Origin of the sequence: Arthrobacter sp. P2b, assembly GCF_900168295.1 — a bacterium.
Taxonomy (GTDB): domain Bacteria; phylum Actinomycetota; class Actinomycetes; order Actinomycetales; family Micrococcaceae; genus Arthrobacter.
In genome coordinates this window covers 598,756-611,059 of the sequence record NZ_FVZL01000001.1, presented here as the reverse complement: position 1 = coordinate 611,059, position 12,304 = coordinate 598,756, and the positions used below count along the sequence as shown (strand labels likewise).

The 12,304-nt window shown below is 65.5% G+C and carries 13 protein-coding genes; 11 read left to right on the top strand and 2 right to left on the bottom strand.

What is annotated here, in order from left to right:
* The first annotated feature begins 155 nt into the window (after positions 1–155).
* Positions 156–665, top strand: coding sequence for a 30S ribosome-binding factor RbfA (rbfA, locus tag B5520_RS02750; protein ID WP_079595505.1), 510 nt, complete (start codon positions 156–158; stop codon positions 663–665).
* 76 nt (positions 666–741) lie between these two features.
* On the opposite strand, the gene B5520_RS02745 is transcribed toward rbfA, so the two are convergent.
* Positions 742–1,896, bottom strand: coding sequence for a ScyD/ScyE family protein (locus B5520_RS02745; protein ID WP_079595504.1), 1,155 nt, complete (start codon positions 1,894–1,896; stop codon positions 742–744).
* Positions 1,897–2,073: 177 nt separating this feature from the next.
* On the opposite strand from B5520_RS02745, the gene B5520_RS02740 reads away from it, so the two are divergent.
* The gene (locus B5520_RS02740) at positions 2,074–2,559 is read left to right on the top strand and encodes a nucleoside deaminase (RefSeq protein WP_079595503.1); all 486 of its coding nucleotides are present in this window, start codon (positions 2,074–2,076) and stop codon (positions 2,557–2,559) included.
* 2 nt (positions 2,560–2,561) lie between these two features.
* A complete protein-coding gene (gene trxA, locus B5520_RS02735) occupies positions 2,562–2,999 on the top strand; it encodes a thioredoxin (protein ID WP_079595502.1) in 438 nt (145 codons plus the stop codon).
* Between the two features lie 7 nt (positions 3,000–3,006).
* Here trxA and B5520_RS02730 read toward each other — a convergent pair whose 3' ends face one another.
* On the bottom strand, positions 3,007–4,167 hold the full coding sequence (locus B5520_RS02730) for a pyridoxal phosphate-dependent aminotransferase (protein WP_176156740.1): 1,161 nt from the start codon (positions 4,165–4,167) through the stop codon (positions 3,007–3,009).
* A gap of 61 nt (positions 4,168–4,228) precedes the next feature.
* Here B5520_RS02730 and truB point away from each other — a divergent pair, with 61 nt between their 5' ends.
* From truB to B5520_RS02690, 8 genes are all read left to right on the top strand, one after another.
* Positions 4,229–5,167 (top strand): tRNA pseudouridine(55) synthase TruB, encoded by a 939-nt coding sequence (truB, locus tag B5520_RS02725; RefSeq protein ID WP_079595881.1) that lies wholly within the window; start codon positions 4,229–4,231, stop codon positions 5,165–5,167.
* The gene (locus B5520_RS02720) at positions 5,168–5,521 is read left to right on the top strand and encodes a hypothetical protein (protein ID WP_079595500.1); all 354 of its coding nucleotides are present in this window, start codon (positions 5,168–5,170) and stop codon (positions 5,519–5,521) included.
* Positions 5,522–5,540: 19 nt separating this feature from the next.
* Positions 5,541–5,993 (top strand): hypothetical protein, encoded by a 453-nt coding sequence (locus B5520_RS02715; RefSeq protein ID WP_079595880.1) that lies wholly within the window; start codon positions 5,541–5,543, stop codon positions 5,991–5,993.
* Between the two features lie 79 nt (positions 5,994–6,072).
* Positions 6,073–7,056 carry a bifunctional riboflavin kinase/FAD synthetase gene (locus B5520_RS02710; protein WP_079595499.1) on the top strand — a complete coding sequence of 328 codons (984 nt, stop codon included), beginning with the start codon at positions 6,073–6,075 and terminating at the stop codon, positions 7,054–7,056.
* A gap of 90 nt (positions 7,057–7,146) precedes the next feature.
* Complete coding sequence (gene kynA, locus B5520_RS02705; protein ID WP_079595498.1) at positions 7,147–8,001, top strand: tryptophan 2,3-dioxygenase; 855 nt, start codon at positions 7,147–7,149, stop codon at positions 7,999–8,001.
* A complete protein-coding gene (locus tag B5520_RS02700) occupies positions 7,998–9,257 on the top strand; it encodes a kynureninase (RefSeq protein ID WP_079595497.1) in 1,260 nt (419 codons plus the stop codon). Before kynA ends, B5520_RS02700 begins: the two co-directional genes overlap by 4 nt.
* Positions 9,258–9,474: 217 nt before the next feature.
* On the top strand, positions 9,475–9,744 hold the full coding sequence (gene rpsO, locus B5520_RS02695) for a 30S ribosomal protein S15 (RefSeq protein ID WP_013600532.1): 270 nt from the start codon (positions 9,475–9,477) through the stop codon (positions 9,742–9,744).
* A gap of 240 nt (positions 9,745–9,984) precedes the next feature.
* Positions 9,985–12,243 carry a polyribonucleotide nucleotidyltransferase gene (locus B5520_RS02690; protein ID WP_079595496.1) on the top strand — a complete coding sequence of 753 codons (2,259 nt, stop codon included), beginning with the start codon at positions 9,985–9,987 and terminating at the stop codon, positions 12,241–12,243.
* Positions 12,244–12,304 lie beyond the last annotated feature (61 nt).

Here is a 12,304-nt window from a genome sequence, read left to right as displayed (position 1 = left end):
CCCCTACGACGGACGGCCAGCGATCTACGATCGTTGGCCGTCCGTCTCCGGCAGGCCCGATGCCACTCCCGGGCCCCCTCAATCGCTACGCGCGTCAGGTGCCAACGTCACCTTTGCGCGCCCTGAAATTTTCTGTCTCTATCTAGGAGTTGTTCATGGCTGATCCGGCACGTGCTGCCAAGTTGGCGCAGCGGATTAAGGTTGTTGTTGCTGAGGCCCTGAGCCGGAAGGTTAAGGATCCCCGGCTTGAGGGGATTACTGTTACCGATGCGCGGGTGACCAATGATCTTCAGCATGCCACCGTTTACTACACCGTCTTCGGGGACCAGGCTGTTCAGGCTGATGCTGCCAAGGGACTTGAGAAGGCCAAGGGGGTGCTTCGGCAGGAGGTTGGCCGGAACGTCACCGTTCGCCTGACTCCCACCCTTGAGTTCGTTGCGGACCAGATTCCCGTCAACGCCTCGAACCTGGAGGAACTGCTTCGGGAAGCCAAGAAGCGCGACGCCGAGGTGGCCGCCCTGGCTGCCAAGGCCAAGCACGCCGGCGAAGCCGATCCCTACAAGAGTGACGCGTCAGCCGACGTGGACATCGACGAGGACGACTTCGACGAAGAGGACCTTGACCTCGCCGACGGGGAAGAATTCGACGAAGACGGCAACAAGTAAGCCCAAGAAGTCAGCAGAAGGCCCGGACCGCAGTACTGGTCCGGGCCTTCTGCTTCCCAGAAAACGTGGTGCGCTGCTACCGGATGTCGGCCTTGATCACCTTCCCAACTGGAGGCTCCGTTGGGGGAGCAGCCCCAGGCCCGGCCGGGGCACCGGACAGGCCGTTGATTGTGGCGTAGAGTGTGCGGCCGTGAATCTCGACGTCGGCCGGCTGGTTCACTGCCAGGAACTGGGTACGGTGCCCCTTCCAGCCGTTGAACTTCAGGATCTTCCCGCCGAACAGCGAAGCGACATACACGTCGCCGTTGTTCGCGACTGCAAGGCCGGTCGGGCTGAGGATGTAATCCACCCAAAGCCTGGTTTCCCCGGTCCACGGGTTGACCTTGAAGATTGCCCCGCGGTCGCCCAACGCAGGACTTTCCGGCCCGCCGGGCAGCGACGTCACGTACAGCCACCCGTCCGGACCAACTTCAACGTCTGTGGGAACCGGCTCAAAGGCGTAGGCAACCCCTGCGCATGCCGGTAGTTTCAGTTCCTCAGCGACTTTCGGCGTAATGGTGAAGGACCGCGGCGGCAGGACCGATAGCGTGCTGACGGCGCCTGAGCGAATGTTGACCTTGAGGATGGCATTCATGCCAGCATCGGCAACGTACGCTGTATTGCCCTGCACTGCCGTCGCATATGGATGGGAGTCCACTATCCCCTTGTACTGAGGTGGCGGTCCCGGTTCGTCCTGGGGTGGCGTTGCCTCACGAAGGCAGGCAGCGCTGGCCTCCCGCCCCAACCCGTACTGTTGTTCGCCGTCGGGGTTGTACTTCCGCTCATAGTCGGCAAGGTTTGCGATTTCCCTGACGTCACCGCGCGGGCCGATGGCTTTCAGCCAGCCATCCAGCTTGGCCGGATCGCCTTGGCCGGCACCGGTGCTTTCGAGGAAGAACGTGGTGGCTCCGCGGGTTTCAACGCCTGCCACGTCCCAGCCTGCGACGCCCTTGGTGTAGACACCCTCGACGGTCCCGCCGCGGTTTATTCGGCTGAGCTTACCGGCAAAGTCCTGGGTCACGTAGACGGACTTGTTCGTCCCGATGGCCAGGTGAAGCGGGGACACCAGGCCGTGAGCTACATCCTCGTAGGGATCGTTGTTGTGGTCCCGGTCGGACGCCACGGAGGCGCTTGCCGGGGCTATGACAGCCGCGGTTGCCAAACACGCGATCAGGGTGAGCTTTCTCTTCATTGGGTACTCCGGGTTGACGCCCTGGCGGGCCGGATAAGGAGCCTCGCGAGAGGCAAAAATTCGGAAACCCCCGGGCGCCAGAATATGCCTGCCGGTCAAGAATGTCGTGGGGACTTTCCCCCTAATGCGCCCCCTAATTTCACCCCCTAACAGCCAGCCCATGGCTAGGATCTAGCTATGACCATGGCAAGAGACTTCGACGACGCCGCCCGCTACCTGAAGCAGGCCGTGGAACTGGCCACCGGAAACGTGGGGGATGGCGGCGGACCTTTCGGCGCAGTGGTGGTCACCCCGGACGGCCGCGTGTATGAGGGCGTCAACAGGGTAACCCGCGACAACGATCCCACGGCCCACGCCGAGGTGGTGGCCATCCGCACCGCCGCTGCGGCACGCGGCACGTTCGATCTCCGTGGCGCCGTTCTTTACACGAGCTGTGAGCCCTGCCCGCTGTGCCTTGCCTCCGCTCTCTGGGCGCGCATCGACCGGGTCTACTTCGCGGCGGACCGCCACGGTGCCGCTGCAGCCGGTTTCGACGACGCTCTCTTCTACGAGTACTTCAGCGGATCCCGCCCGGAACTGATGCCGGTCACGCGGGGTGATGTTCCGGCTTCGGACGCCCCCTTCCAGGCGTGGGGTGTCCACAAACACCGGAAGGAGTACTAGGAATGGAACCAACGCTTATCGCCTGCCCCGCCTGCGGAAAGACCAACAGGATTCCCGCGCAGGCAGCCGGCCAGCCGCGCTGCGGCAACTGCAAGGCAGGGCTGCCGTGGATCGTGAACGCCGGGGACGCGGACTTCGGGGCGGTGGCGGAACGGTCGCCAGTTCCGGTGCTTGTGGACTTCTGGGCTGACTGGTGCGGTCCGTGCCGCATGGTGAGCCCCGTCCTGGACAAGCTGGCGCGCGAACGGCCGGGCCGGATCAAGCTGGTCAAGGTGGACGTGGACAAGGCGCCTGGCCTGTCCCGCCGCTTCGATGTGCAGGCCATCCCCACGCTGATGGTGCTGGTGGACGGCAGGGTGGCTGCGAGGCAGGCTGGAGCCGCGCCCGCCGACGTCCTGCGGTCCTGGCTGGACGGGGCGCTCTCCGGCGCCGCCCGCTGACCCGGTTTTAGTTGGGCTTCCGCACCGGCAACCGGGAGAGGCCCTCCAGCAGGTCCTCTTTCCGCCCGCACAGCGCAACCCGGACCCAACCTTCACCGATGGATCCGAATGCGGTACCGGGCGCCAGCGCAACACCCGAGTCCGCCAGGAAGCGGCGCACCCAGCTCCGCACATCGCCGCCGCTGGCGTGGGAGACGTCAGCCCACAGGTAGAACGCACCCTGGGCCTGCAGGTACGGAATCCCCAGGGAATCGAGGACGGCAGAGGCAGCGTCCCGGTTCTCCCTGTAGTGCCCGGAGGCGTGCTGCACGTAGTCCTGGGGGCCGGTGAGGGCCGCGAGCGCGGCATACTGCGACGGCGCCGCCACGCAGGAAACGATCGACTCCATCACGTTGTCCATCTTCTGCTTCAGCCCGGGCGGGCAGACCAGCGCGCCGATCCGAAGGCCGGTGAGGCCGTAGGTCTTGGACAGCGTCAGGGAGGTGAAGACGCGCGCTTCACCCGGCGTCCCGCCGTCGAACCTTGCCGGGCTGATGTGCGGCACATCGTAGGTAAAGGCTTCGTAGCATTCATCTGAAATCACCCACAGATCGTGCCGGCGGGCCAGGTCCATCAGCTCCCGGGTCAGGTCCCCGCCCAGGACCGCGCCCAGCGGGTTGGACGGCGAGTTCAGGACCAGGGCCCTGGTCCGGTCCGTGATGAGGGCCTCAAGGTCTTCCGGCCTGGGCTGGAAGCCGTTCTCCGGGTACAGCGGGTAGCCCACGGGGACGGCGTTCAGGAGCCTGCCGGTCATGGCGAACGTGGGATAGCCCGGGTTGGGGATCAGGATCTCGTCGCCGGGGGAGAGCAGCAGGCTCATGGCCAGGTGCAGGCCCTGCTGCGCGCCGGCCACCACGTACACCCGGTCCGCGCCGACGTCGCATCCCTGCTCCTCGCGGAACCTCGCCGCAAAGGCTTCGCGCAGGGCAGGGATGCCGGCGTTGGGGGTGTAGTTGGTCTCGTCCCTGTCCAGGCAGGCCATGCCGGCCTCCAGGACGTGGCGGGGGAGCGGGAACCCCGGTTCCCCGATGCTGAGGACCAGTGCACCGGGGGTCCGCCATGCAGCCTCGGTGATCTCGCGGATCTGGTTGACGGGCACGTCGCGGACATGGGCGGCAAGCTCAGGCATGCCTGCCATCCTAACCGGCGGGTGCGCGGGCGGCCCCACCAGCGCCGATATACTGGGAGGCGTGCTTTCTGGACTGGTGATAGTGGACAAGCCGCAGGGATGGACCAGCCATGATGTGGTTGGCCGGATGCGGCGCCTCGCAGGTACCCGGAAAGTGGGGCACGCAGGGACCCTGGATCCGATGGCCACCGGAGTGCTGGTGGTCGGCATCAACAAAGCCACCCGCCTGCTCACCTACATCGTGGGCACCTCCAAGACCTACACAGCCACCATCCGCCTGGGCCAGTCCACGGTGACGGACGACGCCGAGGGTGAAGTGATTGCCACGGCCCCCACCGCCGCCGTGGGAGAGCAGGCAATCCACGACGGCGTCGCCGCCCTTACAGGCGAAATCCAGCAGGTGCCCAGCAGCGTCAGCGCCATCAAGGTCAACGGCGAGCGCGCCTATGCGCGGGTCCGGTCCGGAGAGGATGTTAAGCTCGCCGCCCGCCCCGTCACCATCCACCGGTTTGAGGTGCACGGCATCCGCCGGGATGAAGCAGCCGGGTTCGTCGACGTTGATGTCACGGTGGAATGCTCCTCCGGAACCTACATCCGTGCCCTGGCCCGGGACCTGGGCAACGCCCTGGGCGTAGGCGGCCACCTCACCGCGCTCCGCCGTACGCATGTCGGCCCGTACTCGCTGGAGCAGGCCCGCACCCTCGAACAGCTTGCCGAGGAACTCAACGTCCTGGACATGTCCCAGGCGGCCCGGGCGCTGATGCCCAACCGCGAGCTCACCCCCGAGGAAACAACGGAGATTTCCTTTGGCCGGCGCATTGCCGCCGGCGCAGCCCCGGGAAGTCCAGCGGCAGCCACCGCCGACCATCCGGCCGCCGCCTTTGCGCCCGACGGAAGCCTGGTGGCCCTCCTGGCGGACGCCGGAAGCTACGCCAAACCCGTCCTGGTCTTCGCACCCGGCAACGGCAGCCCAGCGGTCACCAACGCCGGGGAAGCTTAGATGGACGCCTATTTCTACATCATCCTGGTGGTGGGTCTGGTGTCCACCGGGATCTGCCTGGCGGCGGGCATCCTTAAGAAGGCGCCCAACGACATCACCATCCTGTCGGTGGCGGCCGTCGAAGTCGCCCTGGTGGTCTACCTTGTGGGTTCCATCATCCGCGTCATCGCCGGTGAACCCATCGCCGGTGAAGCCTGGGAATTCTGGGGCTACCTTGCCACCGCCATGCTCCTGCCCCCGGCCGCCGTCTACTGGTCCATCCTGGAACGGACGCGGTGGAGCAATTTCGTCCTGGCCGCCGTCGGCGTTACCGCCCTGGTGATGGCCGCCCGCATGAACCAGATCTGGTACTGAAGTGGAAGAAGCACACAACGTGAAAGAGCAGCACCCGCGCACCGCCCTCGGTGACGCCCCCGCCCGGAACACCCGCAACACCGGTCCCGGGCGCCTGCTGATCGCGGTGTACGCCGTCTTCGCCATCTCGGCCTCGGCACGCGCCGGCTACCAGATCCTCACCAAGTTCTCCGAGGCGCCGCTGGCATACCTGCTCTCCGCCTTCGCCGCCCTGGTCTACGTCGTGGCCACGGTCTCCCTTGCCAAGGCAGGCAGCACCTGGTTCAAGGTGTCCCTCGCCGCCGTGCTGGTGGAACTCGTGGGCGTACTGGTGGTGGGTGCCCTGAGCGTGTTCGACTCCGTGGCGTTCCCGCACGAAACCGTGTGGTCCCTCTTTGGCCGCGGCTACGGCTTCGTCCCCCTGCTGCTCCCGATTCTCGGATTGGTGTGGCTGTACCGGCGCAGGCCATCGCAGGGGAAAACCGCGCTGTGAATGCAGGTAACCTTGAAGAGTTCCGCGGCCGGCATGGCTGCGGATTGTTGATGCTTGCAGGCAGTTAAAGGCGAGGGTGATGGTCTACATCTGGAACGATCCGTCCGAAGTCCCGGCGGACTTCGGCCCATCTGTTGTCACCTTTGGGAACTTCGACGGCGTTCACCGCGGGCACCAGCAGGTGCTGTCCCAGCTGATCCGCTCAGCCCGGCTCACCCATGCCAGGGCGGTTGCCGTCACCTTTGACCCGCATCCCGCGCTGGTCCACCGCCCGGAAGCCGCGCCGCAGCTCATCATGGGCCTGGACGACAAACTCGAGGCCCTGGGCGAACTCGGCCTGGACGCCGTCCTGGTGGTGAAGTATTCGCTGGACCTGGCCAGCCTGACGGCCGAGGAATTCGTGGAGCAGTACCTGGTGGACTGCCTGCACGCCAGCCATGTGGTGATCGGCCACGACGCCCGCTTCGGCCGGGGCAACTCCGGCGACTTGGACACCATGAAGATGCTCGGCCAGAAGTTCGGCTTCGAGGTGCAGGTCATCAGCGAGTTTGGCTCCGAGGGCTATCCACTGCATGACGACGACGGCAAGGACCGCCGCTGCTCATCCACCTGGGTCAGGGAAGCCCTGCAGGAAGGCGACGTCACCACGGCCGCGGCCGTGCTGGGCCGCCCGCACCGGATGCGCGGCGAGGTTGTCCACGGCGCCGCGCGGGGACGCGCCCTGGGGTTTCCCACGGCGAACCTCGCGTCCGATTCGAGCGGGCTGATCCCAGCCGACGGTATTTACGCCGGCTGGCTTGTTGACCAGGCCGGCAAACGCTGGCCCGCCGCCATCTCCGTGGGCTCAAACCCCACGTTCGACGGCGTCAGCAGGCAGGTGGAGGCGCACGTCATCGACCGGCCCAGGGAAGCCGTTGAGGACTTCGATCTGTACGGCCAGACAGTAATTGTTGAATTTGTGGAGCGTCTCCGCGGCATGGTGGCCTACCGTGGGCCTGAAGCCCTGGTTGACCAGATGAAGCTGGACGTTGTCCAGGCGCATGATCTGCTGACCAGGCGCTGATGAGCCGCTGACCTGCCACCTGGACGGCGCCGGTTCAGACCCACGCCACCTTGGCAGGCCTGCCGGGGTGTCAGCAAGGAAAGGCAGTACGTGTCCGTTGAGAAGAACACCCGCAAGCTGGACAAGGGCATCGTCCGTGACTTCAGCTCGAGGATGAGTTACGCCTCCTACCTTCAGCTGCCCACCCTGTTAAGCGCGCAGCAGCCCGTCAGCAAGCCCGAACACCATGACGAGCTCCTGTTCATCATCCAGCACCAGACCACGGAACTGTGGCTGAAGCTCGTGCTGCATGAGCTGCGGAGCGCTGCCGCCTGGCTTCGCGCGGACGATCTCGGCTCGGCGCTGAAGGGCATCGCGCGGGTCAAGCACATCCAGAAGACACTGACGGAGCAGTGGTCCGTGCTGGCCACCCTGACGCCCACGGAGTATTCACAGTTCCGCGGCTTCCTGGGCAACTCGTCCGGTTTCCAGTCCAGCCAGTACCGCGCGGTGGAATTTGTGCTGGGCAACAAGAACCGCAAAATGCTTCCGGTCTTCGAATCAGATCCCGAGGCGCACGCCATGCTGGAGGAGTTGCTCGCCGCGCCCAGCATCTACGACGAATTCCTCGCCTACCTTGCCCGCCAGGGATTCGATGTCCCCGCCGCCATCCTGGAACGCGACGTCACCAAGGCACACGAGTTCACCCCGGAACTGGTGCCGCTCTTCAAACACATCTACGAGCACGCCGCGGACAACTGGGGCGCCTACGAAGCCTGCGAAGAGCTCGTTGACCTTGAGGACAACTTCCAGCTGTGGCGCTTCCGCCACCTGCGGACGGTCCAGCGGACCATCGGCATGAAATCCGGAACCGGCGGCTCCAGCGGCGCAGCCTTCCTGCAAAAGGCCCTCGAACTGACTTTTTTCCCGGAATTATTCGCTGTCAGGACGGAGATCGGACAATGAGCATTGAGCAGGCACATCCCTCCCCGGCAACAGGCAATGCATTGCGGCAGCGTGCCGCAGAGCTGGACCGGCAGGATCCGCTGGCCCGGTTCCGTGCCCACTTCATCGGCACCGACACCCCGCTGTCCTACCTGGACGGCAACTCCCTGGGACGTCCGCTGAAACGGACTCCCGAGGACATCGGGGCGTTTATCCGCGACGGCTGGGGCGGGCGCCTGATCCGCGGCTGGGACGAGGAGTGGCTGGAGCTGCCGCAGGCCATCGGCGACCAGCTGGGCCGGGCGGTCCTGGGTGCCGCCCCGGGGCAGACCATCATTGCCGACTCCACCACCGTGGTCCTGTACAAGATGATCCGCGCGGCACTGGCGGCGGTGGCAGACCCGGACCGCAACGAACTGGTCCTGGACACCGAGAACTTTCCCACGGACCGCTACCTTGTCGAAGGCATAGCCCTGGAGGAGGGCCTGACGCTCCGCTGGATCGAAACAGATCCCGCCGCAGGGGTGACCGTTGACCAGGTGCGCGACGCAACGGGGCCGCGCACCGCCGTCGTACTCCTGAGCCAGATCGCCTACCGCTCCGGCCACCTGGCGGACCTTCCGGGCATCACTGCCGCCGTGCACGACGCCGGCGCGCTGGTGGTGTGGGACCTTTGCCATTCCGCGGGCTCCGTGAAGATCGACCTGGACGACGCGGGCGTGGACTTTGCTGCCGGCTGCACGTACAAGTACCTCAACGGCGGTCCGGGCTCGCCCGCGTTTGCCTACGTCAACCAGCGGCACCTGACCTCGCTCAACCAGCCCATCTGGGGCTGGATGGGCCGGAAGGATGCCTTCGAGATGGCGGCCGGGTATGAGCCTGCGGCGGGCATCAGGGGATTCCTGAGCGGCACTCCCGCAATCTTCGGGATGCTGGCCATGCGCGGCACCCTGGACCTCATCGAGGAAGCGTCCATGGCGGCCATCCGGAAGAAGTCGGTACAACTGACGGGGTTCGCCGTCGAGGTGTTCGATGAATGGCTGGCACCCCTGGGGGCTGAACTGGCCACGCCCCGCGATCCGGGGGAGCGGGGCAGCCACATCACCGTGGACCACCCCGGATTTACGAAGGCAACGGTTGCAGCGCTGTGGGACGACGACGTCATCCCCGATTTCCGGTCTCCGCGCGGCATCCGAATTGGCCTGTCGCCCCTCAGCACCAGTTTCCAGGAAGTGCTGCACGGGATGGCCGCCATCCGGGACCGGCTCCAGGGCTGACCGGGGCACCGTCTTCCCGCAGCGGCTCTCCGGCGGCGCCCTGTTTCGACAACATTAGGCCGCGGCCGGTAAACTGGACGATGGATCCGGCTGCAGTCCGTGGCGGCTGGTTCCTGTTGCGTACGGCATCCCGGTTCTTCCGGGGTTATGCCGCGGCGGCAGACCCGGCAGTGATTTTCTGACCTGGGCCCTCACGGCACATTTACTAGGAGTTATTGTGGCACTTGACGCCGCTGTAAAGCAGTCCATCATCAAGGAATACGCAACCGGCGAAGGCGACACGGGTTCACCCGAGGTCCAGGTTGCTGTCCTGACCCAGCGGATCAAGGATCTGACTGAGCACATGAAGGAGCACAAGCACGACTACCACACCCAGCGCGGTCTGCTGGCCATGGTTGGTCGCCGCAAGCGCATGCTGAGCTACCTCAAGAAGACCGACATCGCCCGCTACCGTTCGCTCATCGAGCGCCTCGGCCTGCGCCGCTAGTCGCACTTCGGGGGCGGCCCTTTCCGGCACGGAACGGGCCGCCTTCTTCAAATAAAAACTAAACAGGAGGATCAACCGCATCACGCATTCGCGGTCCTCGGTAGTGATCCCCGGGAAGGCTTCGTTGACTGAAGCCCCGGCCCGTGGGTCTCGATCGATGACCGGGTGCAGGGCCAGTAGACAGATGCTGGCTGGGTTGATGCGGCTGGACTCCGTAAGAAAGAAACGGAGGTGACTCTCTTGGAGGGTCCCGAAATCCAGTTCTCAGAAGCAGTCATTGACAATGGCCGCTTTGGCAAGCGTGTAATCCGCTTCGAAACCGGCCGCCTCGCCAAGCAGGCAGCCGGCGCAGCGATGGTGTACATCGACGAAGACACCGCACTGCTGTCCGCCACCACCGCCGGCAAGCACCCGCGTGAAGGCTTCGACTTCTTCCCGCTGACGGTCGACGTCGAAGAGCGCATGTACGCTGCCGGCCGCATCCCGGGCTCGTTCTTCCGCCGTGAAGGACGTCCGTCCACCGAAGCCATCCTGGCCTGCCGCCTCATGGACCGCCCGCTGCGCCCCGCCTTCATCAAGGGCCTGCGCAACGAGGTCCAGATCGTGGTCACCGTCCTGGCGATCAACCCGGACGAGCTGTACGACGTTGTGGCCATCAACGCCTCCTCGATGTCCACCCAGCTGTCCGGCCTGCCGTTCTCCGGCCCCATCGGCGGCGTCCGCGTTGCCCTGGTCGCTGACGAAAACGGCTCCCAGTGGGTTGCTTTCCCCAAGCACTCCCAGCTGGAAAACTCCGTCTTCAACATGGTTGTGGCCGGCCGCATCGCCGGTGACGACGTCGCCATCATGATGGTCGAAGCTGAAGCGACGGACAACTCCTGGAACCTGATCAAGGAACAGGGCGCCACCGCCCCCACCGAAGAGGTTGTCTCCGAGGGCCTCGAGGCTGCCAAGCCGTTCATCAAGGCTCTGTGCGAGGCGCAGGCCGACCTGGCCGCCCGTGCAGCCAAGCCCACCGTTGAGTTCCCCGTCTTCCTCGACTACGAGGACGACGTCTACGCCGCTGTTGAGTCAGCTGCCGCTGAAAAGCTGGCTGCTGTCTTCCAGATCGCGGACAAGCAGGAGCGCAATGACGCTTCAGACGCGCTGAAGGACGAGGTTTCCGCCGCCCTGGCCGAGCAGTTCGAAGGCCGTGACAAGGAAGTGTCCGCAGCATTCCGCTCGGTCACCAAGCACGTAGTGCGCCAGCGCATCCTCAAGGACCAGGTCCGCATCGACGGCCGCGGCCTGACGGACATCCGCCAGCTCACCGCCGAGGTTGAGGTCCTGCCCCGCGTCCACGGCTCCGCCATCTTCGAGCGCGGCGAAACCCAGATCATGGGTGTCACCACGCTGAACATGCTGAAGATGGAACAGCAGATCGATTCGCTGTCGCCGGTCAAGACCAAGCGCTACATGCACAACTACAACTTCCCGCCCTACTCCACCGGTGAGACCGGCCGCGTGGGCTCGCCCAAGCGCCGCGAAATCGGCCACGGTGCCCTGGCAGAGCGGGCCCTCGTGCCGGTCCTGCCGTCCCGCGAGGAGTTCCCGTACGCCATCCGCCAGGTATCCGAGGCGCTCAGCTCCAACGGTTCGACGTCGATGGGTTCTGTCTGCGCCTCCACCCTGTCCATGCTGAACGCCGGTGTGCCCCTGAAGGCCGCCGTCGCCGGTATTGCCATGGGCCTGGTCTCCGACCAGGTGGACGGCCAGACCCGCTACGCGGCACTGACTGACATCCTTGGCGCCGAAGACGCCTTCGGCGACATGGACTTCAAGGTTGCCGGTACCTCCGAGTTCGTCACGGCCATCCAGCTGGACACCAAGCTCGACGGCATCCCCGCTTCGGTGCTGGCAGCAGCCCTGAAGCAGGCCCGCGAAGCACGCCTGCACATCCTCGAGGTCATGGACTCGGCCATCGACACCCCGGACGAGCTCTCCGAGTTCGCACCGCGCGTCATCGCCGTGAAGATCCCCGTGGACAAGATCGGCGAGGTCATTGGCCCCAAGGGCAAGATGATCAACCAGATCCAGGAAGACACCGGCGCCGACATCTCCATCGAGGACGACGGCACGGTCTACATTGGCGCCACCGACGGCCCGTCTGCAGACGCAGCACGCTCCGCCATCAATGCCATCGCGAACCCGCAGGTCCCGGAAATCGGCGAGCGTTACCTGGGTACGGTCGTCAAGACCACCACCTTCGGTGCCTTCGTGTCGCTGACCCCGGGCAAGGACGGCCTCCTGCACATCTCCGAACTGCGCAAGCTGGCCAACGGCAAGCGCGTGGACAACGTGGATGACGTGGTCTCCGTCGGCCAGAAGGTCCAGGTGGAAATCACCAAGATTGACGACCGCGGAAAGCTCTCGCTCGCCCCGGTGGTAGCCGAGGAAGAAGGCGCGGCTGAGACCGAGCGCGCCCACACCACGGAACCTGCTGAAGGCGCTGACGTCTAACAGCCCGGTTTTCCGGCACAAGCATGAATCGGCGGGGCCGGTGGATGATCCACCGGCCCCG

What these genes read in the sequence shown, in the direction of transcription:
- B5520_RS02745 (WP_079595504.1), bottom strand. Translation starts at nt 1,896, where the DNA reads ATGAAGAGAAAGCTCACCCTGATCGCGTGTTTGGCAACCGCGGCTGTC.
- trxA (WP_079595502.1), top strand. Translation starts at nt 2,562, where the DNA reads ATGGAACCAACGCTTATCGCCTGCCCCGCCTGCGGAAAGACCAACAGG.
- B5520_RS02720 (WP_079595500.1), top strand. Translation starts at nt 5,168, where the DNA reads ATGGACGCCTATTTCTACATCATCCTGGTGGTGGGTCTGGTGTCCACC.
- rbfA (WP_079595505.1), top strand. Translation starts at nt 156, where the DNA reads ATGGCTGATCCGGCACGTGCTGCCAAGTTGGCGCAGCGGATTAAGGTT.
- B5520_RS02700 (WP_079595497.1), top strand. Translation starts at nt 7,998, where the DNA reads ATGAGCATTGAGCAGGCACATCCCTCCCCGGCAACAGGCAATGCATTG.
- B5520_RS02740 (WP_079595503.1), top strand. Translation starts at nt 2,074, where the DNA reads ATGACCATGGCAAGAGACTTCGACGACGCCGCCCGCTACCTGAAGCAG.
- B5520_RS02730 (WP_176156740.1), bottom strand. Translation starts at nt 4,167, where the DNA reads ATGCCTGAGCTTGCCGCCCATGTCCGCGACGTGCCCGTCAACCAGATC.
- B5520_RS02710 (WP_079595499.1), top strand. Translation starts at nt 6,073, where the DNA reads ATGGTCTACATCTGGAACGATCCGTCCGAAGTCCCGGCGGACTTCGGC.